Origin of the sequence: Stenotrophomonas sp. EMP41 (assembly GCF_047495535.1) — a bacterium.
Lineage (GTDB): Bacteria > Pseudomonadota > Gammaproteobacteria > Xanthomonadales > Xanthomonadaceae > Stenotrophomonas > Stenotrophomonas sepilia.
Genome location: NZ_CP179923.1, coordinates 677,995 through 699,161 on the forward strand (window position 1 = coordinate 677,995; position 21,167 = coordinate 699,161).

Sequence of the window (21,167 nt, forward strand, 5' to 3'; positions counted from 1 at the left end):
AACGGAAGGAAAGGGACCCAGCACCTGCGGTCACAGCTTGAAGGAATCCCCAAGGTAGACGCGACGTACGTCAGCGTTGTCCAGGATCGCCTCCGGCGAGCCCTGGGCCAGCACGGTGCCCTCGGCGAGGATATACGCGCGGTCGCAGATTCCCAAGGTCTCGCGCACGTTGTGGTCGGTGATCAGCACGCCGATGCCACGCTGCTTGAGATGGGTGACGATGCGCTGGATTTCGCCCACCGAGATCGGGTCGACACCGGCAAACGGTTCGTCGAGCAGGATCAGGCGCGGCTGCGCGGCCAGTGCGCGGGCGATCTCGCAGCGACGACGTTCGCCACCGGACAGGCTGGCACCGAGCTGGTCGGCGACATGGCCCAGCTGCAGCTCGTCGAGCAGGCTGTTCAATTCGCGCTCGCGGCCGGCCGAATCCAGGTCTTCGCGCAGTTCAAGCACCAGGCGGAGGTTGTCGGCCACGGTCAGCTTGCGGAACACCGACGGTTCCTGCGGCAGGTAGCCCACGCCCTGCTTGGCACGGGTGTACATCGGGTCGCTGGTGATGTCCTTGCCGTCGAGCACGATGCTGCCTGCATCGGCGGCGACCAGGCCGACGATCATGTAGAAGCAGGTGGTCTTGCCGGCACCGTTGGGGCCGAGCAGGCCGACCACTTCACCGGCGTCGAGGGTCAGCCCGAAGTCCTTGACGACTTCGCGCTGCTTGTAGCGCTTGCGCAGGCCCTTGGCGACGAGCATTACTTCTTGCTCCCCGCCGGCTTGGCCGGCGTGCTGGCCGGAGCCGCTGCCTTGGGTGCGGCGGCCGGCTGCGCCGCCGCATTCTTGTTCTTCGGCGGAATGACGGTGCGCACGCGGCTGCCATCGCCACCGGAATTCATCTCGCCACTGCGGGTGTTGTAGACCATGCGCTGGCCGGCATTGGTGCCGCGCGCGCTGGTGACCTTGTAGTTGCCGGTCAGGGTGATGATCTCGGTCTTGATGTCGTAGTCGATGCGATCAGCCACCGCGTCCATCCAGGTGCCGTCGTCAAGCTGCTGCTTCATCGTGGCCTGCTTGCCGGAGAACACCGCACGCACGGCCTCGCCGTCCTTCAGGTAGATCTCCGCTTCGGACGCGCGGATGTCCAGCGTGCCCTGGGTGACGGTCACACCCTGCGAGAGCACGGTCTTGCCATCGCCGGTAAGCACGCCCGACTGGGCGCCGGACTCGATGTTCATGTTCTCGTTGCGATCGGTGGACTTGGCAAAGGCGGCGCTGGGAACCAGGAGACCGAGCGCGAGTACGGCTGCAAAGGGGATCTTCATCGGGGTCCGTTCTACCGGTGGGGCCGTCCGGGAAACCGGCGGCGGGTGGGTGGGCCGCCTTCCTTGCGCCGGTCCGGGGACGTCGCAGGAGGGTGGCGGAATCAGCGTCGGGGCGTGTAACGGCCCTTGGACTGGCTGAGGAAATGATACGTGTTGTTCTTCGAATCCACCTCGAAGCCGACGCCGGACTGTTCCATGCCGGGGCGGGTCATGGTGACCCGCGCATCGGTGCGGGCGCGGTTCTCCTTCGGGAACACGTCCAGGTGGTCGGTGCGGAAAGTGGTCGGCACCACGCCCGGATCGGCCGGACTGTCGCCGGCGACATTGCCGCGCAGCTTCATCTCGTCGCCCTTGGCACTGAGCCAGCCGGTCTCGGCGCGCAGGGTCCAGTGCTTGCCATCCTTGTCCGGCATCTCGAACAGCGGGGTGGCGATGTTGATGGTCTGGTCGCCGCGCTGGCGTTCCAGCCGCGGTGCGCGCAGGGTGGTCGATTCCTTGCCCTGCTCATCCAGCGCGACGATCTGGAAGTCGTGCAGGATGTAGTCCACGCCGGCGTCCTGGCCGGCAGTGGCCGTGCCCTTGTCGCGGTTGCGCAGGGCCGCCCAGCTGCTGAGCAGGGCCGCCAGCAGCAGGCCGATGCCGAGCACGGTGCGCCAGTTCAGGGTGGGCAGGTTCATGCGCCGAACCTCGCCAGGACCGCGTCCACATGGCCCTGGGCGGCCAGCAGGATGTCGCACAGTTCACGGGCGGCGCCACGCCCGCCATCGGCGCGGGTCTGCCAGTGCACGCGCTCGGCGATCCACGGGTGGGCGTTGGCTGGCGCCACCGCCAGGCCGACCGCGCCCAGCGGTGCCAGGTCCGGCAGGTCGTCGCCCATGAAGGCCACCTGCTCCAGGCCGATGCCATGCTGTGCGCACAGCGCCTGCACGCTGGCCAGCTTGTCGCCCACGGCGATCTGGGTGTCGATGCCGAGGTCGGCGCCGCGCTTGAGCGCGGACTGGCTGTTGCGCGCGGTGATCAGCACGGGGTGGATGCCGTGCTGCTGCAGCAGTTTCAGGCCCAGACCGTCCTGCACGAAGTACGCCTTGCTCTCGTTGCCGTCCTTGTCGTAGTACAGCCGACCGTCGGTGAGGGTACCGTCCACGTCGAAGCAGGCCAGGCGGACGCGGGCCGCAGCGGCGTGCAGGTGGGCGGGGAACGCGGGCAGCGGGGACCAGGGCATCAGGCGATCAGGCTCGGTGGGGGCGGGTGGGGCATTACAGACTGAATGGGGTCTACGGACTGTCGGTTAAACCACCCGGGCCCGCAACAGGTCATGAATGTTCAGGGCGCCGACCGCACGGCCCTGGCCATCGACCACTATCAGGCCGTTGATTTTCTGGGTCTCCATCTGCCGCGCCGCCTCTACGGCCAGCTGGTCGGCACCGATGGTGCGCGGGTTGCGGGTCATCACATCGGCGATCTTCGCGGTGCGCACGTCCAGCGCGCTGTCCAGCGCCCGGCGCAGGTCGCCGTCGGTGAACAGGCCGATCAGCACGCCATCGGCGTCGACCACGGCGGTCATGCCGAGCCGCTTGCGGCTCATTTCCACCAGCGCCTCGCTGAGGCTGGCATCGGCGTTCACGCTGGGCAGGTCCTCGCCGGTGTGCATGACATCGGTGATGTGCAGCAGCAAGCGACGGCCGAGGCTGCCGGCCGGGTGCGAGCGGGCAAAGTCGTCGGCGGTGAAGCCGCGTGCGTCAAGCAAGGCTACGGCCAGCGCATCGCCCATCGCCAGCGAGGCGGTGGTGCTGGAGGTCGGCGCCAGCGCCAGCGGGCAGGCCTCGGCCGGCACGCTCACATCCAGGTGGATGTCGGCGGCGGTGGCCAGGCTCGACTGCGGGCGGCCGGTCATGGAGATCAGCAGGTTGCCCTGGCGCTTGAGCACCGGCAACAGCATCAGCACCTCATCGGACTCGCCCGAATAGGACAGGGCCAGCACCACGTCGGCCTCGGTGATCATGCCCAGGTCGCCGTGGCCGGCTTCGCCGGGATGCACGTAGAACGCCGGTGTGCCGGTGGAGGCCAGGGTGGCGGCGATCTTGCGGGCAATGTGGCCGGACTTGCCCATGCCGGTGGCGACCACCCGGCCGCGGCTGGCCAGGATCGCCTCGCAGGCCTGCTGGAAGGCCTCGCCCAGGCGGTCGGCCACGGCATCCAGCGCCTGCCGCTCGATCTCGAACACGCGGCGGCCACTGGCGACCAGGCCGGCAGGGTCGACGGAACGGGGGGGCAACAGGGATTCGGCCATGCGGACGCCACGCAGCGGAAGTAGAATGGAGGCACATTTTATTAGGAAAGCCCGTTGGACGCCGACACCATCCGCAATCTGATCGAAACCGGCCTGCCTGGCGCCCGCGCCGATGTGCAGGGCGATGATGGCGTGCATTTCGAAGCGACCGTGGTCTGCGAGGCCTTCGCCGGCAAGATGCCGCTGGCCCGCCACCGCATGGTCTATGCCACGCTGGGCGACCTGATGGGCGGCGCGATCCACGCGCTGGCGCTGAAAACCGTGACCCCGGCCGAAGCCGGCTGAACCGCAGAAGATCCCGAATACATGGCCAAGATCGTTGTGACCGGCGGCGCTGCGCTGCACGGTGAAGTGAGCATCTCCGGCGCCAAGAACGCCGTCCTCCCCATCCTCTGCGCGACCCTGCTGGCCGATGAGCCGGTGGAGATCACCAACGTGCCGCACCTGCACGACGTGGTCACCACGGTGAAGCTGCTGGGCGAGCTGGGTGCCAAGGTCACCATCGACCAGGGCACGCTGTCGCGTGGCAGTGCGATCGTGGTCGACCCGCGTTCGGTCAACCAGCACGTTGCGCCGTACGAGCTGGTCAAGACCATGCGCGCCTCGATCCTGGTGCTGGGCCCGCTGCTGGCCCGCTTCGGCGCGGCGGAAGTGTCGCTGCCCGGCGGCTGCGCGATCGGTTCGCGTCCGGTCGACCAGCACATCAAGGGCCTGCAGGCGCTGGGTGCCGAGATCGTGGTCGAGAACGGCTTCATCAAGGCCAGCGCCAAGCGGCTGAAGGGCGGCCATTTCACCTTCGACATGGTCAGTGTCACCGGCACCGAGAACGTGCTGATGGGCGCGGTGCTGGCCGAAGGCACCACCGTCCTCGACAACTGCGCGATGGAACCGGAAGTGACCGATCTGGCGCATTGCCTGATCGCGCTGGGCGCGAAGATCGAAGGCCTGGGCACTGCCCGCCTGGTCATCGAAGGCGTCGAGCGTCTGTCCGGCGGCCGCCACGAAGTGCTGCCCGACCGCATCGAGACCGGTACCTTCCTGGTCGCTGCGGCGATGACCGGCGGCAAGGTCACGGTCAACCGTGCGCGCCCGAACACCATGGACGCGGTGCTGTCCAAGCTGGTCGAGGCCGGCGCGAAGATCGAGACCACCGAAGACACCATCACCCTGGACATGCAGGGCAAGCGACCGAAGGCGGTCAACCTGACCACCGCGCCGTACCCCGCATTCCCGACCGACATGCAGGCGCAGTTCATGGCGCTCAACTGCGTGGCCGACGGCGTCGGCGTGATCAACGAAACGATCTTCGAGAACCGTTTCATGCACGTCAACGAACTGCTGCGCCTGGGCGCGGACATCCAGGTCGAAGGCCACACCGCCATCGTGCGTGGCAGCGAGACCTTGAGCGGTGCGCCGGTAATGGCCACCGACCTGCGTGCCTCGGCCTCGCTGATCCTGGCCGGCCTGATGGCCAGCGGCGAGACCACCATCGACCGCATCTATCACCTTGATCGTGGCTACGAGAACATCGAAGAGAAGCTGTCTTCGCTCGGCGCCACCATCCGGCGCGTGCCATGATCCTGCGCGGCAAGTTCAGCCCGCGCCGCAAGGCGCTGCTGGCCCTGGTGCTGATCGTGCTGGCGTGGCTGGGCTATGCCTGGTACGCCAACATCGCCATCACCCAGGGCATCGAGCAGAAGGACATGGACTGGAACGGCGACGGCACGGTCTCGCGTGACGAGATCATCGAATCGTTCTACGCGGTCGCGGTGCACGACAGCCAGGACGGCAACCGCCATTGCCGCACCTTCGTCTGGCGCAGCACCGGCGAGCAGATCCGCGTGGACTGCCGCACCGAGTTCAAGCCGGCCGCGGCCGAGGAAAAGAAGTAAGAACAACGCCCGCGGAAGCGGGCGTTTTCTTTTGGTAGTGCCGGCCGCTGGCCGGCAACCCCGTCAACCTCGTGGAGCACCGCACAAATGCCGGCCAGCGGCCGGCACTACCGGTTTGCCCGTCAGTTCATCGCCTTGATTGTCAGGTCCAGCGCATCGCGGCCGCTCTCACGCTGCAGCATGCGCGCCGGCACCGGGAATTCCGGCACGATCCAGGCGATCAGCTCCTTGTTGCCGTCGGCACGCGAGACCTTGGTGGCCTCGTAGCTCTTGCCGCCCACGGTGATCGATTCCTTGCCGATCACGCGGTAGGTCATGTTCTTGATGCGGCCTTCGTCGACCATGCGATAGGTCAGCGGCTTGCCGGCGGCCAGGTCGCGGGCGATCGCCAGGTTGATCAGCAGCGCGTCCATGTCGCCCGTCTTCAACGCGATGGGGCCCGCACGGTCCGGCTTGATGTCGCCGGTCCAGGTGGCCTGGTTGCTGCTCCAGTTGTAGTTGGCCTGCACATTGCGCTTCTTCACCAGCAGTGCCGAACGGTCCTGGCTGCTGAGCGGGCGCAGCTGGCCGCGCACCTCTTCGAACACGGTGCTCTGGCTCAGGTCGGCCAGCTGGTTCTTCACCTGCAGCGTGTAGCGCCACTTGTTGGCTCCCTCGCTGCTCAGCGTCATGCTGCCATTGGCCTGCATGCCCATGTAGCTGGCCAGGTAATCGGCCTTGAATGGCTGCAGGGCCATGGCCGGCAGGCTGGCCACCGACAGTGCGGCTGCAGCGATCCAGGTGAGGGGGCGGGTCAGGGTGCTCATGCTCAGACTCCTTGGTATTCGATCAGGCGCAGATCGACGCGGTCTTCGCCGTCTTCGCGTTGCAGGATGCGCACCGGGGTGGGGACACCGTTGGCGATCCAGAGGATGGTTTCATTGTTGCCGCCGTTGGTCCGGTAGACCCGCAGCGCGTTGTAGGACAGGTCGCCGACCTCGACATTCTCGGTCTGCGGCGCGGCCTGGTAGTCGTGCTGGCGGACCTTGCCCATGTCCACGTAGCGATAGTGCATGGTGGCGCCCGGGCGGGCATCACGCATGATCGCCAGATTGATCAGCAGCGCGCTCTGGTCGCCCGGCTGCAGCGGGATCGGTTGCGCACGTTCCTTCTTGACGTCGCCGCTCCACTGCGCGGTGCCGGCCTGCCAGTTGTACGTGCCGAACGCTTTCTTGCCCAGGAACAGGCCCTTGCGCACCGTGCTCTGGCTGAGCGGCGCATAGACCCCGCTGCGCTCTTCGAACACCGTGCTCTGTTCGATGTTCAGGCCCAGCACGCTGGCAAAGCCGCGGCGGCCGACCACCTGCATGTCCACCCGCCACTGGTTGCCGCCGCTGTGGGTGACCTGCATGCTGGCGTCGCCGGCCTCCTTGCCTTTGTAGAAGGCCTGGTACGTCGCGGTGAACGGCTGCAGCGGCGGCGGCTCCCAAGCCAGCGCCGGGGGCATCGGCACGGCCGGTTCCGCAGGCGGCTGTACTACGGGCGCCGGCTGCGCAGGGGCCGCAGGCGCTTGCACCTGGCCCCAACCCACACCGGGAAGCACGACAAGCGACAGCAGCAATGAAGTGGACAGCAGGGTCGTGGTCTTCATGGAGGGCAGGAGCTGCAGGAGGGGGGCAGGATGCCAGCCCCGCAGTCAGCGGGGCGTGTGCGTGGGCGTTACCGGTTCAGGTTTCCGGCGGAATCTAGGGCCAGTGGGCTAAACAGGGGGTGACCGTCCAGGTGCGGCTGCCCCTCCCGTTCAGTCAGGCGGCCGCCGCACAGCAGCTGGAGGGTGGCGATCAGCAGGGGATGCTCCACCTCCAGCACACGCGCGGCCAGGCTGTCGGCGTCATCGCCGGGCATGACCGGCACCCGCGCCTGGGCCAGCACGGCGCCTGCATCCAGTTCGGGCACGACCAGATGCACGCTGGCCCCGTGCTCGGCATCGCCGGCGTCCAAAGCCCGCGCATGCGTATCCAACCCCTTGTGCAGTGGCAGCAGGGAGGGGTGGATGTTGACCAGGCGGCCATTGAAGCGCTGCACGAAGGCGGCGCCGAGAATGCGCATGTAGCCGGCGCAGACGATCAAATCCGGCGCGACTGCGGCCAGTGCATCGCCCAGGGCCTGCTCGTAGGCGGCACGGTCCTCGAATTCCTTCGGCGCATGTGCCCAGCGCAGGCTGGCGCCGACCCGTTGCAGCGCGGCGGCGGCTGGGCGGTCGGAGAACACGCCGACGACCTCGGCGCGCAGGCGCCCGGCCGCGATGGCATCGAGGATGGCCTGCAGGTTGCTGCCGCGCCCAGAGGCGAGCACGGCGATGCGGCTGGGCGCGGTCATTGCCGGGCACGCCGGCGGATCAACGGCCAGCTCAGCAGACTGCCTACGGTCGCCAGCAGCATGTCGGCATGCGCGTCCCACATGTCGCCCTGCTGCCCGTTGTAGGCCTCGGCGGCGTCCGGCGAAAGGGCCAGCGCGATGGCCCACTCGAACCACTCGTAGACCAGGCTGGCGCACATCACTGCCATCACCGCCAGGGTGAAAGCCTGGCCGCGGCGCAGCGCCGGCCAGGCATGGCGTGCCAGCTGCAGCAGCGCAGGCGTGAAGCAGACGCCGAACAGGAAGTGGATAAGCCGGTCGAAATGATTACGCTGCCAGCCAAACGCCGCATTCGGCGACCAGCCGGTCAGCGCCTGTGCCCAGGCGTCGTAGGGCACGTTGGAGTACAGCCAGCGCGCGCCCACGCAATGCAGTGCGATGAAGCCACAGATCGCGATGAAGGCGCCATTGCCCAGCCAGCCACCCCGGCGGTCGACCCATAGCAGTGCGGCCAGCCCGATCACGGTCAGGGTGCTGTGCAGGGCCTGCTCGGTGGGCCACAGCGGGTGGATCCAGCTGATCGCAAACACCGCCAGCACGGCGGCGAAGGCCAGCTTCTTGGGGCCCGTGAAACGGGAAGCGGTTGGCGAGGTGGTCGTGCAGTGGGCAGGCGCGGACATGGGGAGTCGATCAGGGAAGGGGGCGTCTGCCGGCAAGCTCAGACGCTGAGATGGTCGCCGCGGTCGAACAGTGCGGCCATGTCAGGCTTGGACAGGAACACCCAGGCATAGGCGGTCAGGGCCATGCCCAGCGGGCCAGCCAGTACCGCCAGCCAGGCCGCGCGCTGGCACCAGGCCAGCCCGGTGCGGCGCGACAGCAGGCGTGCGGTGTGCAGCTGTACGACGCCAAGCGCGGCCGCCAACAGCGAAACGACCCCGTAGACCGTGGCCAGTACTGCGCCATCGCCCAGCCCGCGCGAGCTGGCGACCAGGCCGATGAAACCGAGGAACGCCAGCGCGGCCATCCAGTGGAAAACCGCCAGCGCGTAGAACAGCACCTTCAGCGTCTGCAGGTGGCTGGCCAGCTGCAGCTGCGCCAGGGTCTGCTGCGGTAGCGGCGGTGGTGCGCCGGGTGTCGTCATGTCGTTGCACCACTTGCATCGAAGGCGGCCTTGACCTGCGGGCGCAGCAGCGTAACCAGGGTGAATACCCCCAGAACGGTGCCCAGCGGCGCGCACAGGCAGAGCAGGCCGGCCACGATCAGGCACAGCAGGTGGCGACGACGCTGGGCCAGGCAGCGTCCGGCCTGGATGACGAATGCGGCCATGCCCAGGCCACCGGCGACGAACACGGTCCCCAGGACCGTGAACACCCAGCCGAACAGGCGCTGTTCGGCCGGCGACGAGGGCTGGCCCCCGGAGTTCATCGGCAGATGGCCGCTCAGCGCACTGATGCCGAGCACGATGTACAGAATGAAAAACAGCGAGAGCAGCGCGATCAGGCCGCCGAACACGTAGTGCGCGATGGACAGTGCGCGCAGATGGTCAGCGTCCTGCTTGCTGAAGACCGGCACGGCCGCCAACGGCGGCGGTACCGGGGCCGGTGCCAACGGGGGCGTTGCGTCCATACGGGCTCCTCGGGGTCGGGTTCAGCCGATGCGGACGCGCTCGTCGCCTTCGGCGGTGACCACCTGGCCGATGGTCCAGTGGTCCAGGCCCTGGGCCTGGACCGCCTCGGACACGGCAGCGACCTGGTCCGCTGCCACGATCAGCACGAAGCCGATGCCGCAGTTGAAGGTGCGCCACATCTCGCTGTCGGCCACCGCGCCTTCCTTCTGCAGCCACTGGAACACCGGCGGCAGGGTCCAGGACGAGGCCTGAATGTCCAGGCCGAGGCCGTCGGGCACCACGCGGATGATGTTCTCGGTCAGGCCGCCACCGGTGATGTGGGCCATGCCGTGGACGGCGTCGCCGTGCGACTTCAGCAGCGACAGGATCGGCTTCACGTACAGGCGGGTCGGTGCCATCAGCGCATCGACCAGCTTCACCCCGCCTTCCAGCTCCAGGTCGGCCGGGCGGCCGGCGCGGTCGTAGATGCGGCGTACCAGCGAGTAGCCGTTGGAGTGCGGGCCGGACGAGGCGATGCCGATCAGCACGTCGCCGGCGGCCACGCTGGCGCCGTCCTTCAGCTCGCTCTTCTCGACCGCAGCGACCGTGAAGCCGGCCAGGTCGTACTCGCCCGGGGCATACATGTCGGGCATTTCAGCGGTTTCACCGCCGATCAGCGCGCAGCCAGCCTCGGTGCAGCCGTTGGCGATGCCGCCCACCACCGCCGCGGCGGTGTCGATGTCCAGCTTGCCGGTGGCGAAGTAGTCCAGGAAGAACAGCGGCTCGGCGCCCTGCACCAGCACGTCATTCACGCACATCGCGACCAGGTCGATGCCGATCGTATCGTGGCGGTTCAGCTGGTGGGCCAGCTTCAGCTTGGTGCCCACGCCGTCGGTACCCGACACCAGCACCGGCTCGCGGTACTTGTTGGACAGGTCGAACAGGGCGCCGAAGCCGCCCAGGCCGCCCATCACTTCCGGGCGGAAGCTGCGCTTGACCAGGGGCTTGATCCGCTCGACCAGCGCGTTGCCGGCGTCGATGTCGACACCCGCGTCACGGTAGGTAAGGGGGGAGGGGGCGGAAGACGGGGTGTTGGTCACGGGCGTCGGCGCTGGCAGGGGTTGAACGGGCGATTTTAACAGGCCGCATTGGCGCAAAGGCCGTATTCGGGCAACAATTCCCCCGGATTCGTCGAGCCAATGGATGTCCTGATGCGCCGCAGCCTGATTCTGACCCTGCTCCTTGCACTGAGCCTGCCGGTGGCCACGATGGCCCAGAGCGGCCTGCGCACCGAGGGAGATGTTGCCACTGCCTCGGGTGCGTACGAGGCCGAAGTGCCCGTCAACAGCCAGGCCGAAGCCGATCGCAACGGCGCCCTGGCCCGTGCCCTGAGCGTGGTGCTGGGCAAACTGTCCGGCGACCGCAACGTGATGTCCCGCCCCGGCGTGGTGCAGGCGCTGCGCAACGCCAAGGACTACGTGGCCAGCTACGACTACAAGCAGGACCAGAGCGTGGGCGCCAGTGGCGCGCCGAGCTTCAGGACCCTGCTGGTGGCCCGCTTCCGCGAGGATGATGTCGACTCGCTGGTCTCGGCGCTGGGCCTGCCGCTGTGGCCGCAGCCGCGGCCGAAGCCGGTTGTGTGGTTGGCCGTCGACGACGGCAGTGGCCCGCGCCTGGTCAGCGTGCAGCAGGCCAACGCCGCCCGCCCGCTGCTGAACCGCGCCATCGAGCGGGGTTACAAGCTCGGCCTGCCCAGCGGCGGTGCTGCCGAACAGGCATTGGCCGGTGCCATCTGGCGCCAGGACAGTGCCGCCGTGGCCCGTGCGTCTTCGCGCTACTCGCCGCCGATGCAGCTGATCGGCAAGCTCTACCGCGCCAACGGCGGCTGGCAGGCGGACTGGGTGTTCGTCGACAACGGCCGTGAGCTGAACAAGTGGACCAGCAAGGACGCCAACGCCATGCGCGCGATGGCCGCCGGTGCCGATGGCGCCGCCGACGCGCTGGTCAAGCGCTATGCCAAGGCGGGTGCCGCCGTCGGCCAGGCCGGGACCTACCGCGTGGTGGTCACCGGCATCAACAATGCCGACGACTACCTGCGCCTTGCCGCCGGCCTGCGCGAGGTGCCGGTGGTGCGCAACGTCACCCCGCTGCACGCTTCGGCCGGCCAGCTGGAGCTGAGCCTGGAGATGACCACCGGCCTGGCCGGCTTCAACCGCATGCTGGGCGACAACGGCGTGCTGGTGCCCAGCGCGACGCTGCCGGCCCTGCCGGCCCCGATCGATGACACCACCGGTGCCCCGGTGGCCGCGCCGGTCAGCAACGAGTACCGCTTGCGATGACCCTGACCCCGGAAGCCGAAATCGCGCAGTTCCTGCGCCGCCTGAAGTACATCCTGTTCGCCGGCCTGGTCGGCTGGGTGGTGTGGCTGCTGGCGCCGATCCTGACCCCGTTCGTGCTGGCGCTGGCGTTGGCGTGGCTGGGCGATCCGCTGGTGGACCGCATCGAGGCCACCGGCCGTTCGCGCATGACCGGCGTGGTGCTGGTGTTCGCGGCGATGGTGCTGGTGATCGTGGCGCTGCTGCTGGTGCTGGTGCCGATGATCGAGCGCCAGATCACCACCCTGATTGCGGTCGCGCCGCAGGCACAGGCGTGGCTGATGGAGAAGGGGATCCCCTGGTTCGAGCAGAAGACCGGCCTGGAAGTGATGCAGTGGCTGGATCCGGACCGCCTGATCGAATGGGTGCGCAGCCACTGGCAGCAGGCCGGCGGCGTCGCCACCACCTTCATGGGCTACGTCTCGCGTTCGGGCTTTGCGATGGTGACCTGGGTGGTCAACATCCTGCTGCTGCCGATCCTGGCGTTCTACTTCCTGCGCGACTGGGACAAGCTGGTCGAGCGGGTGGCGTCGGTGATTCCGCGCAACCAGATCGGCACCATCAGCGCGTTGGCGCGTGAGTCCAACGAGGTGCTGGGCGCGTTCATCCGCGGACAGTTCCTGGTGATGCTGGCATTGGGCGTGATCTATGCCGGCGGCCTGTCGCTGGTCGGCCTCAAGCTGGGCCTGCTGATCGGCCTGATTGCCGGCCTGATCAGCTTCATCCCGTACCTGGGCGCGACCACCGGCGTGCTGATGGCGGTGATCGCCGCGCTGGTGCAGGCGCAGGGCTTCGACCTGAAGCTGCTGATCCTGGTCGGCGTGGTGTTCACCGTGGGCCAGCTGCTGGAAAGCTACGTACTGACCCCGCGTATCGTCGGCGACAAGATCGGCCTGCACCCGGTGGCAGTGATCTTTGCGGTGATGGCCGGCGGCCAGCTGTTCGGCTTCCTCGGCATGCTGCTGGCGCTGCCGGTGGCGGCGGTGACCAATGTTCTGCTGCGCTATGCGCATCAGCGCTACCGCCAGAGCGAGCTGTACGTGGGCGAGAAGCCGGCGATCGTGCTTGATGGCGTAGTGGACGCCCCCCATATCATCGTTCCGAACGACAAGGGCCCCGACCTGAAGTGATGGGTGTGCCGCAACTGCCGCTGGCCCTGCATTACCCGCGGGACCAGCGCCTGGAGACCTTCATCGGCGCGCCGGATGGCGCGCTGGCGCAGCTGCGCGCGATCGCGGTTGGCGCCAGCCACGACTGGGTCTACCTGGAAGGTGCGGCGGGCACCGGCAAGACCCACCAGGCGCTGGCGATGTGCTCCAGCGCCGAGCAGGCCGGGCGCCTGCCGACCTATGTGCCGCTGGCCAGCGCGGCCGGCCGCGTGCGTGCGGCGCTGGATGGGCTGGAGGCGCGCGAACTGGTGGCGCTGGACGGCCTGGACGAGGTTGCCGGCAACCGCGAGGACGAGATCGCGCTGTTCGATTTCCACAACCGCGCGCGCGCCGCAGGCGTGACCGTGCTGTACACGGCGCAGAAGGCGCCGGAAGCGCTGGGCCTGGTGCTGCCGGACCTGCGTTCGCGCCTGGGCCAGTGCGTGCGCGTGCTGCTGCAGCCGCTGGATGAGGAGGGTCGTGCTGCGGTGCTGCGCGAGCGTGCACTGCGACGTGGCCTGGCCATCGACGAAGCGGCCATCGAATGGCTGCTGTCGCATACCGGCCGTGAGCTGGGTGGATTGATCACCCTGCTGGACTGGCTGGACCGGGAGTCGCTGGCGGCGAAGCGGCGGATCACCGTGCCATTCCTGCGCCAGGTGCTGGAAGAAGGCCGGCCTCGTTACTGAGAGTGGGGTTTGTTTGCAGGGCTGCGCCCTGCACCCGCGGTAGTGCCGGCCGCTGGCCGGCAACTTCAACAGCAACGTCAAAAGCTGGCTTCCTGAGGGGAGGCGCGGTGGCTCAGGTTGCGGGAGACGGCGCAAGTACGTCCATGTAGCCCGATCGCGCCATCCATGGCGCTCACGCCCCCGCAACCGGATCCACCCGCCTTCGACAGGTTCCCGCGATCTGCCGGGACTGCGTACTGCACTGCTGACTGCTGACTGCTGACTGCTGTTGGTGGGTGTCGACCTTGGTCGACACCAGAGCAAGCGCAGCGAAGCGACCCGCTTTTGCTTTTCTTTCTTTCTTCCGTGGCTGGACGCGCACGGAAACTGTCAGAGGCCGGGCGGGGTGGGTTCGCGGGGGTGTCCGCGGCATGGATGCCGCGGCCAAGCCCCCAGGGACGGGTTCACGGCGTCCCCCGCGAATCCACCCCGCCCGGCCAAGCACGGCTTTTGATTTGAGCGACCAGCCACGAGGGGCTCAGCCGTTCGCCGCCAACTCCGCATCCAGCGCGCGCAGGCGATCCACGGTCCCGACATCGGTCCAACGCCCGCGATGGTGCTGCCCGGTCATCAACCCCTGCGCCATGAAATGCTTCTGCAGCGGCACCACCGAGAACCTCGGCGGCAGCCGCTCGCTGCCCGGCGCATCGCCGATCACCGCGCGCCAGTCGGCCACGATCGAAGGACGGTACACGCCGATGCCGGCATAGGTCAGGCACGGCCCCGCGCGGTCGTGGTGCAGCAGGCCCTGTGCGTCCAGCCGATAGTCACCGTTCGGATGCTGAACCGGATTGTCGACCAGCACCAGGTGTGCCTGGCCTTGCGGCTCGCGCGGCAGCGTGGCGAAATCGAAATCGGTCCAGATATCGCCGTTCACCACCAGGAACGGGGCATCGCCCAGCACCGGCAGGGCGTTGAGGATGCCGCCGCCGGTTTCCAGTGGCGTCTGCCCTTCGTAAAGGAAATGCAGGCGCAGGCCCCACTGGCTGCCATCACCCAGGGTCGCCGGGAACTGCTCGGCCAGCCACGCGGTGTTGACCACTACCTCGCGCACGCCGAGCGCCGCCAGGCGTTCCAGGTGCCAGACGATCAGTGGCTTGCCGGCCACTTCCAGCAGCGGCTTGGGTGTGTGCAGGGTCAGCGGGCGCATGCGCTCGCCAAGCCCGGCGGCAAAGACCAGCGCCTTCATCGGGCCACGCGCATCGGTGCGCCCAGTTCGGCCAGCGCCGGCTTGATGCGGTTTTCCAGCAGCTGCTGCAGGGGGGCCAGCTCGCGATAGCGAGGCAGCACTTCATCCAGATAGCCGATGAAGCGCGGTGCGTCGTCCAGGTAATGGCCCTTGTTGTCGCGGTAGCGCAGGCGGCAGAACAGGCCGAGGATCTTGACGTGGCGCTGGATGCCCATCCAGTCGGCATCGCGCAGGAAGGTGGCGCGGTCGGGCACCGGCAGGCCGGCGGCGCGCGCGCGTTCGTGGTACTGCGTCAGCCACTCGTCAACGCGCTGCAGCGGCCAGCTCAGGAACGCGTCCTTGAACAGGCTCACCGCATCGTAGGCGATCGGGCCGCGCACCAGGTCCTGGAAATCCAGCACCGCGGGGCCATCGTCGACCGGCATCAGGTTGCGCGGCATGTAGTCGCGATGGGTCATCAGCTGGGCCTGGCCCAGCGCGTTGTCCATCAGGCGGCGATGCACCCGCTGCAGGCCTTCGATCTCGCCGCAGTCCAGCTCCAGGTTCAGGTGGCGCTGCAGGAACCATTCGTCGAACAGGCCGGCATCGCGCTGCAGCAGCGCCTCGCCGAACTGGCCGAAGTCGGCCGGCACCGGGATCGCCTGCAGGCGCAGCAGCTGTTCGATCGAGCGGCCGAACCATTCATCGGCGTTGCGCTCATCGAGGATCCTGGCCAGGGTCGGGCCGCCGAGATCTTCCAGCAGCAGGAAGCCGGCATCCAGGTCCTGCGCCAGCAGCGCGGGCACGCGCAGGCCGTTGTCGTGCAGCAGGCCGCGCATGCGCAGCCACGGCCGCGGATCTTCCAGCCCCGGTGGGGCGTCCATCACGATATGGCTGCCACGGGTGCTGGTGGTGCGCCAGTAGCTGCGCATGCCGGCATCGACCGAAGCGCGTTCGACCACCGCGTTGGCATCATCGAGCTGGGTACGGGCCCACTGCAGGCGCTGCGCGCTGCGCTGGGGATCGGAGGCGGGTTCGGTCATGCGGGCATATCCGGGCGCGCCGGGCGCGCCAACGTCGGCAACAGGAAGGGAAGGGGGAACGGCGTCAGCGGCGACCGCTGAACAGGCGCAGGACGGCCAGCACGGCCACCGCGCCCACCACCGCGCCGAGGAAACCGGCCGGTTCGCCGGGGGCGTACCAGCCCATGTACTGGCCGAACCAACCGGCCAGCAGGGCACCAAGGATGCCCAGCACGATGGTCAGCAGGCAGCCCATGCGGTTGTTGCCGGGCATGAAGAAACGCCCGAGCAGGCCGACGAAGAAGCCGACCAGCAGGATGTACAGCCAGCTGCTGCTGCCGAACAGACCATTCATGCGCGCGGATTCCGCTTGAGTGTGGACGCAGCCTAGCAAGGCCAGGCTGCGTCCGTCACGAGTGCCGGATCAGCAGCAGCCGTGGTCGCCGTGGCGGGTGCCGCTGTCGGCAGCCACCGGCGAACCGCTGGTCTCGCCGCGCAGGCTGGCGGCGTAGTGCTCGCTGATCACCTTGGACACACAGGCGGTGACCTTCTTGCCCATCGGGATGTGCAGGAACTCGTTCGGGCCATGCGCATTGGAGTGCGGGCCGAGCACGCCGGTGATCATGAACTGCGCGCCCGGGAACTTCTCGCCCAGCATGCCCATGAACGGGATCGAGCCGCCTTCGCCCATGTACATCGCCGGCTTGCCGAAGAAGGCCTGGCTGGCGTCGTCGATGGCCTGGGTCAGCCACGGCGCCATCGCCGGGGCGTTCCAGCCGGTGGAGGCTTTTTCCAGGTCCAGGGTGACCTGCGCGCCGTTCGGCGGATCGCGCAGCAGCGCTTCCTTCAGCAGTTCGCCGCAGGTCTTGCCATCGGCAGTCGGCGGCAGGCGCAGCGACAGCTTCACCGAGGTCTGCGGGCGCAGCACGTTGCCGGCCGATTCCAGCGGCGGCATGCCGCCCACGCCGGTGACCGACAGGGCCGGGCGCCAGGTGCGGTTGAGCACCAGTTCGGTCAGGTCCTCGTTCATCGGACGCAGGCCGTCGACCATCGGGAACTTCTCGAAGATCTCGGTATCGACCACTTCGGCCGCGCGCTTGGCCTGTTCCAGGCGTTCGGCCGGGATTTCGACGTTCATGCCGTCGATCAGGATACGGCCGGTGTCCTGGTCCTCGATGCGCGACAGCAGCTGGCGCAGCAGGCGGAAGCTGGACGGCACAACGCCGGAGGCATCGCCGGAATGCACGCCTTCGTTGAGCACCTTCACGGTGAAGTTGCCGCCGGTCAGGCCGCGCAGCGAGGTGGTGCACCACAGCTGGTCGTAGTTGGCGCAGCCCGAATCCAGGCAGACCACCAGCGACGGCTTGCCGATGCGCTCGGCCAGGTGGTCGACGTACGCCGGCAGGTCGTAGCTGCCGGACTCTTCGCAGGCCTCGATCAGCACCACGCAGCGGGCGTGCGGCAGGCCCTGGGCCTGCAGCGCCAGCACCGCGGCCAGCGAGCCGAAGATGGCGTAGCCGTCGTCCGCACCGCCGCGGCCATACAGCTTGTCGCCGCGCAGGACCGGGGTCCACGGGCCGAGGTCGTCGTCCCAGCCGGTCATTTCCGGCTGCTTGTCCAGGTGGCCGTAGAGCAGGATGGTGTCGTCGCCGGTTTCGGCGCCGGTAGCCGGAATTTCCAGGAAGATCAGCGGGGTACGGCCTTCCAGGCGCACCACTTCAACCTTCAGGCCGGGCAGCTGCTGGGCCCTGGCCCAGTTCTCCATCAGCGTGACCGCCTGTTCCATGTAGCCGTTCTGCACCCAATTGGCGTCGAACATCGGCGACTTGTTGGGAATGCGGATGTAGTCGACCAACTGCGGGACGATTTCGCTGTCCCACTTGTCATTGACGAATTGGCCGAGCTTGGCGCTGTCCATCTGATACTCCGGTTGCATGGGCTGTGATCGCGCCATTCTACGCCTGTGCCGCGGGTAGGGTTTTTCCTACATCACGTCGGGTATTTGGCTGGCTTACGGAAATCCGGGAAACCGATAGGCTGTGCACATGTGGTGACGGACACTGTTCCTACCGACGGGATTGCCGGTCGGGGCGGCCAGAATCACAGGGAGATACACGTCGTGCCTTGGAGTGTCGTGTTGAGGGCACTGGTGCTGGTAGTGGGGATCGCTGGGGCGCATGCCGCCGAACCGATCGACATCAACCGCGCCGATGTCCAGGCGCTGCAGCAGGGATTGACGATGGTCGGAGCCGCCAAGGCCGAGGCGATCGTCGAGCACCGGCGCAGACACGGCCCGTTTCATCGCGTCGAGGACCTGACGCAGGTGAAGGGGATAGGGAAAGCAATCGTCGAACGGAATCGACAGCGGATCACCGTAGGCAACAGGTTGTTGCCGGCGGATCCGGTACCCGGATCGGTACCGGTGCGGACCGTACCCAGGCGCTGACAGCAGGAATCGTCGGAACCGGCAGGAGGCTGGTTCACCGGTCACGGACAGGACGGCCGTGACCACCGACCGCCGCAGGATGCGGCACCAATCACCAGGATGGTGGCATCACAGACCTGTGGAAGGGGCTGAGATACAAACAGGACAGACGCGGCCGCGTGCAGGACGCAACGCTTCCCCCACAGCGCAGGATGCGAGGGGGCGGCAGCAGGCCGACAAGGACGTAACGATTGCCCGGTACGACACATGGCTGTGTCGCCGGGCAGTTTCATTTCCGGCGCCAGGTTTTGCCGCGGCCACCACGGGCCGATGGTGTACGGTGGCGGCTCCGCATGGAAAGGACCCCCGCTGGATGCTTCCGCACCGCCCCACGACCCTGATGCTCGCCCTTGCACTGGCCCTGCCGCTGCTGGCCCATGCCGCTGCGCCGACACCGGCTGCCAAGCCCGCAGCTGCCACTGCCGGCACCGCCGAGGTGCGCGGGCCGACCGACCTGAAACCGGGTGAATACCTGTGGCATCCGGAAATCTCGCCGACCGGCCCGATCGTGCTGGTGGTCAGCCTCGATGAGCAGCGTGCCTACGTCTACCGCAACGGCATTGCCATCGGCCTGACCACGATCAGCTCGGGCAAGGCCGGGCACGAGACACCGACCGGCGTGTTCACCATCCTGCAGAAGGACAAGGACCACAAGTCCAACCTCTACAACAGCGCGCCGATGCCGTACATGCAGCGCCTGACCTGGGACGGCATCGCCCTGCATGGCGGCAGCCTGCCCGGGCACCCGGCCTCGCACGGCTGCGTACGCCTGCCGCAGGCCTTCGCGCAGAAGCTGTTCAGCGAAACCCAGCGCGGCGATACCGTCGTGGTGGCCGATGCCAAGAGCTCGCCGATGACCCTGGCCTATCCGTCGGTGCTGGCACCGGTCAACGCACGCGGCCAGGCCCTGCCGGAGACGGAGGGTGGGGCGCCGGCACAGGCCTGGTGGAACGACAGCGCGGCGCCGGCCGGGCAGGTCGGCATCCTGGTCAGCCTGCACGACCAGCGCCTGTACGTGCTGCGCGATGGCGTGATGATCGGCGAGTCGCCGCTGAAGGCGGACGCGCTGCCGGCCTTCCAGGGCACTACCCTGTTCGTGATGGGGCAGGGTTTCAGCGATACGCCCAGCCCGCTGGACGCGAACCAGCGCCTGCACCGGTGGACGGCCTACCCGTTGCTGGGCCAGGACCGCGCCCAGGCCACGCCGGACCTGCTGGCCACGCCCTCGCTGCCGATGGCGCTGCCGGCCGATTTCGCCCGCCAGCTGTACCAGGTGCTGGTGCCGGGCACGACCCTGCTGGTGACCTCGCTGCCGGCGGTCCGCCCAAGCCCGGCTGAATCCGGAATGCAGCCGGTCTTGGAATCCGAGCCGCCAGGGTCCACCCTCAAGGGCAACTGAATCCCCTCGTTGTGCCCATGACTGCATCCCGCCTGTGCCGGCTGGCCGCGTTCGGCCTGCTGGCGACCTCGGCCAGCGCCCCGGCGCTGGCACAGACGCCCGCCCTTGCCACCAGCGCCGATGATCTGGCTGCCCTGCTGTCGCGCAGTGCGCCCAAGGCCGACCGCCACGTGTTGCAGCTGGCGGCGCACGCCATGCGCTGTGCGTTGCAGCGTCCGGAGCTGGGCGTCAACGGTGATCGCCTCAGCGTGATCGACTACTCGCGGCCGTCCACCGAGCCGCGCCTGTGGGTGTTCGACCTGGCCCACCAGCGCCTGCTGTTCGAGGAATGGGTGGCGCATGGCCGCAACAGCGGCGAGAACCGCACCGAGCACTTCTCCAACCGCGATGGCAGTTTCATGTCCAGCCTCGGCGCGTTCACCGCACAGGAGACCTACATGGGCGGCAACGGGTATTCGCTGCGCCTGGCCGGGCTGGAACCGGGCTTCAATGACCGCGCGCGCGAACGCGCGATCGTCATCCACGGCGCGCCGTATGTGAACCCGGCCACCGCGCAGCTGCAGGGGCGGCTGGGCCGCAGCCTGGGCTGTCCGGCGGTGCGCCTGTCGGTGGCCAAGCCACTGATCGATGCGTTGCGTGGCGGCACGATGGTGTTCGCCTATTACCCCGACCAGGACTGGTTGAAACACTCGCAGCTGCTGGCCGGCGGGTGCGGCGGCCAGGGTACGCTGGCCACGCGGTGATGCACGATGGCGCGCGGCGTGATGCAATGCGCCGATGAACGTCGACTCCCTGCTGCACACTCCGAGCCAGGTCATCTCCTGCCTGGACTACCGCCGCGAACGCTGGCGCAACGGCCTGGGCTGGACGCGTGAGATCCTGCGCCTGCCGGCACAAGGCGATGACTGGGCATTGCGCCTGTCGGTGGCCGAGATCGAACAGGACGCCGCGTTTTCCGCGTTCCCCGGCGTGGAACGCGAGCTGGTGCTGCTGCAGGGCAATGGCGTGCGCCTGCGTTTCGAGGATGGCCGCGTGGCGGAAGTGTTGCCACCGCATGGGCGGGTGCGCTTTGCGGGTGAGGAAAGGCTGCACGGCGAACTGGTGGATGGCACCACCCACGATTTCAACCTGATGTGGAAGCGCGATCTGCTGCAGGCCGAACTGCTGCATCGGCCGCTGGTGGGCTCGATGTTCTTCTTCTGCGAGCCGGGCGTGGCCTGGGCGTTGCATCTGTTGGCCGGTCGGGCGGCGTTCGGTGCCGACAGTGGCCTGCCGCCGCTGCAGGCCGGCGATACCGCGTGGTTGTCAGCGGGTGAACGGCAGCGGCACGCTTTGCAGGGCGGGGGCGAGTTGTTGGTGATACGGGTCAGTGCGGCGGCGGGATGATGCCTCGGCGCCGGT

The 21,167-nt window shown here is 68.1% G+C and carries 26 protein-coding genes; 10 read left to right on the plus strand and 16 right to left on the minus strand.

The features are described from left to right. Positions 1-30: 30 nt before the first annotated feature. The 5 genes from lptB to ACMGRF_RS03125 form a co-directional block, all read right to left on the minus strand. Positions 31-750, minus strand: a complete 720-nt coding sequence (lptB, locus tag ACMGRF_RS03105; RefSeq protein WP_005415558.1) for an LPS export ABC transporter ATP-binding protein — start codon at positions 748-750, stop codon at positions 31-33. Continuing rightward, a complete protein-coding gene (gene lptA, locus ACMGRF_RS03110; protein WP_049415168.1) occupies positions 750-1,316 on the minus strand; it encodes a lipopolysaccharide transport periplasmic protein LptA in 567 nt (188 codons plus the stop codon). The genes lptB and lptA overlap by 1 nt, the downstream gene beginning before the upstream one ends. Before the next feature lie 101 nt (positions 1,317-1,417). Continuing rightward, positions 1,418-1,993, minus strand: a complete 576-nt coding sequence (lptC, locus tag ACMGRF_RS03115; protein WP_049440430.1) for an LPS export ABC transporter periplasmic protein LptC — start codon at positions 1,991-1,993, stop codon at positions 1,418-1,420. Further along, positions 1,990-2,538, minus strand: a complete 549-nt coding sequence (locus ACMGRF_RS03120) for a KdsC family phosphatase (protein ID WP_049415164.1) — start codon at positions 2,536-2,538, stop codon at positions 1,990-1,992. Before ACMGRF_RS03120 ends, lptC begins: the two co-directional genes overlap by 4 nt. Before the next feature lie 66 nt (positions 2,539-2,604). After that, complete coding sequence (locus ACMGRF_RS03125; RefSeq protein WP_049415161.1) at positions 2,605-3,606, minus strand: KpsF/GutQ family sugar-phosphate isomerase; 1,002 nt, start codon at positions 3,604-3,606, stop codon at positions 2,605-2,607. Between the two features lie 54 nt (positions 3,607-3,660). On the opposite strand from ACMGRF_RS03125, the gene ACMGRF_RS03130 reads away from it, so the two are divergent. The 3 genes from ACMGRF_RS03130 to ACMGRF_RS03140 are packed head-to-tail and all read left to right on the plus strand — an operon-like array spanning position 3,661 to position 5,498. Further along, positions 3,661-3,891: a BolA family protein gene (locus tag ACMGRF_RS03130; RefSeq protein WP_005408396.1), complete on the plus strand. Its 231-nt coding sequence runs from the start codon at positions 3,661-3,663 to the stop codon at positions 3,889-3,891. Between the two features lie 21 nt (positions 3,892-3,912). Continuing rightward, positions 3,913-5,184 (plus strand): UDP-N-acetylglucosamine 1-carboxyvinyltransferase, encoded by a 1,272-nt coding sequence (gene murA / locus ACMGRF_RS03135; RefSeq protein WP_049415159.1) that lies wholly within the window; start codon positions 3,913-3,915, stop codon positions 5,182-5,184. After that, entirely contained in the window at positions 5,181-5,498 is a 318-nt protein-coding gene (locus ACMGRF_RS03140) for a hypothetical protein (protein ID WP_049440428.1), read from the plus strand. Before murA ends, ACMGRF_RS03140 begins: the two co-directional genes overlap by 4 nt. Positions 5,499-5,620: 122 nt before the next feature. On the opposite strand, the gene ACMGRF_RS03145 is transcribed toward ACMGRF_RS03140, so the two are convergent. From ACMGRF_RS03145 to purM, 7 genes are all read right to left on the minus strand, one after another. After that, on the minus strand, positions 5,621-6,304 hold the full coding sequence (locus ACMGRF_RS03145) for a DUF3108 domain-containing protein (RefSeq protein WP_049415158.1): 684 nt from the start codon (positions 6,302-6,304) through the stop codon (positions 5,621-5,623). Between the two features lie 2 nt (positions 6,305-6,306). Beyond that, positions 6,307-7,128: a DUF3108 domain-containing protein gene (locus tag ACMGRF_RS03150; protein ID WP_414485620.1), complete on the minus strand. Its 822-nt coding sequence runs from the start codon at positions 7,126-7,128 to the stop codon at positions 6,307-6,309. Positions 7,129-7,196: 68 nt separating this feature from the next. Beyond that, positions 7,197-7,856, minus strand: coding sequence for a phosphoribosylglycinamide formyltransferase (gene purN / locus ACMGRF_RS03155; RefSeq protein WP_111190418.1), 660 nt, complete (start codon positions 7,854-7,856; stop codon positions 7,197-7,199). Next, a complete protein-coding gene (locus tag ACMGRF_RS03160; RefSeq protein ID WP_111190419.1) occupies positions 7,853-8,515 on the minus strand; it encodes a DUF2238 domain-containing protein in 663 nt (220 codons plus the stop codon). The genes purN and ACMGRF_RS03160 overlap by 4 nt, the downstream gene beginning before the upstream one ends. Before the next feature lie 38 nt (positions 8,516-8,553). Beyond that, positions 8,554-8,976 carry a hypothetical protein gene (locus ACMGRF_RS03165; RefSeq protein ID WP_049415149.1) on the minus strand — a complete coding sequence of 141 codons (423 nt, stop codon included), beginning with the start codon at positions 8,974-8,976 and terminating at the stop codon, positions 8,554-8,556. Continuing rightward, complete coding sequence (locus ACMGRF_RS03170) at positions 8,973-9,461, minus strand: hypothetical protein (RefSeq protein ID WP_049415148.1); 489 nt, start codon at positions 9,459-9,461, stop codon at positions 8,973-8,975. The genes ACMGRF_RS03165 and ACMGRF_RS03170 overlap by 4 nt, the downstream gene beginning before the upstream one ends. Before the next feature lie 21 nt (positions 9,462-9,482). Continuing rightward, the gene (gene purM / locus ACMGRF_RS03175; RefSeq protein ID WP_049415145.1) at positions 9,483-10,541 is read right to left on the minus strand and encodes a phosphoribosylformylglycinamidine cyclo-ligase; all 1,059 of its coding nucleotides are present in this window, start codon (positions 10,539-10,541) and stop codon (positions 9,483-9,485) included. Positions 10,542-10,640: 99 nt separating this feature from the next. Between purM and ACMGRF_RS03180 the strand changes: the two genes are divergently transcribed. Genes ACMGRF_RS03180 through hda form a run of 3 tightly spaced genes read left to right on the plus strand, consistent with a single transcriptional unit; the run spans position 10,641 to position 13,653 of the window. Beyond that, positions 10,641-11,780, plus strand: a complete 1,140-nt coding sequence (locus ACMGRF_RS03180) for a DUF2066 domain-containing protein (protein ID WP_414485621.1) — start codon at positions 10,641-10,643, stop codon at positions 11,778-11,780. Further along, entirely contained in the window at positions 11,777-12,946 is a 1,170-nt protein-coding gene (locus ACMGRF_RS03185; RefSeq protein WP_049415142.1) for an AI-2E family transporter, read from the plus strand. Before ACMGRF_RS03180 ends, ACMGRF_RS03185 begins: the two co-directional genes overlap by 4 nt. After that, positions 12,946-13,653: a DnaA regulatory inactivator Hda gene (hda, locus tag ACMGRF_RS03190; RefSeq protein WP_049415140.1), complete on the plus strand. Its 708-nt coding sequence runs from the start codon at positions 12,946-12,948 to the stop codon at positions 13,651-13,653. Before ACMGRF_RS03185 ends, hda begins: the two co-directional genes overlap by 1 nt. A 517-nt stretch (positions 13,654-14,170) precedes the next feature. Here the strand turns inward: hda and murU are convergent. The 4 genes from murU to ACMGRF_RS03210 all read right to left on the minus strand — a co-directional run bounded on the left by murU (position 14,171) and on the right by ACMGRF_RS03210 (position 17,800). Further along, the gene (gene murU, locus ACMGRF_RS03195; protein WP_049413204.1) at positions 14,171-14,881 is read right to left on the minus strand and encodes an N-acetylmuramate alpha-1-phosphate uridylyltransferase MurU; all 711 of its coding nucleotides are present in this window, start codon (positions 14,879-14,881) and stop codon (positions 14,171-14,173) included. Beyond that, positions 14,878-15,903 carry an aminoglycoside phosphotransferase family protein gene (locus ACMGRF_RS03200; RefSeq protein ID WP_414485622.1) on the minus strand — a complete coding sequence of 342 codons (1,026 nt, stop codon included), beginning with the start codon at positions 15,901-15,903 and terminating at the stop codon, positions 14,878-14,880. The genes murU and ACMGRF_RS03200 overlap by 4 nt, the downstream gene beginning before the upstream one ends. Positions 15,904-15,967: 64 nt before the next feature. Further along, positions 15,968-16,237: a GlsB/YeaQ/YmgE family stress response membrane protein gene (locus ACMGRF_RS03205; protein WP_005415577.1), complete on the minus strand. Its 270-nt coding sequence runs from the start codon at positions 16,235-16,237 to the stop codon at positions 15,968-15,970. A 69-nt stretch (positions 16,238-16,306) separates the two neighbouring features. Next, on the minus strand, positions 16,307-17,800 hold the full coding sequence (locus tag ACMGRF_RS03210; protein WP_069139004.1) for a M20 family metallopeptidase: 1,494 nt from the start codon (positions 17,798-17,800) through the stop codon (positions 16,307-16,309). A 216-nt stretch (positions 17,801-18,016) separates the two neighbouring features. Here ACMGRF_RS03210 and ACMGRF_RS03215 point away from each other — a divergent pair, with 216 nt between their 5' ends. The 4 genes from ACMGRF_RS03215 (at position 18,017) to ACMGRF_RS03230 (ending at position 21,152) form a co-directional block, all read left to right on the plus strand. Then, a complete protein-coding gene (locus tag ACMGRF_RS03215; protein ID WP_414485623.1) occupies positions 18,017-18,328 on the plus strand; it encodes a ComEA family DNA-binding protein in 312 nt (103 codons plus the stop codon). 352 nt (positions 18,329-18,680) lie between these two features. Beyond that, positions 18,681-19,766 (plus strand): L,D-transpeptidase, encoded by a 1,086-nt coding sequence (locus ACMGRF_RS03220; RefSeq protein WP_049413199.1) that lies wholly within the window; start codon positions 18,681-18,683, stop codon positions 19,764-19,766. Positions 19,767-19,783: 17 nt separating this feature from the next. Further along, positions 19,784-20,509, plus strand: a complete 726-nt coding sequence (locus ACMGRF_RS03225) for a murein L,D-transpeptidase catalytic domain family protein (protein WP_099495204.1) — start codon at positions 19,784-19,786, stop codon at positions 20,507-20,509. A 34-nt stretch (positions 20,510-20,543) separates the two neighbouring features. Then, a complete protein-coding gene (locus ACMGRF_RS03230) occupies positions 20,544-21,152 on the plus strand; it encodes a HutD family protein (RefSeq protein ID WP_414485624.1) in 609 nt (202 codons plus the stop codon). Positions 21,153-21,167: the final 15 nt, after the last annotated feature.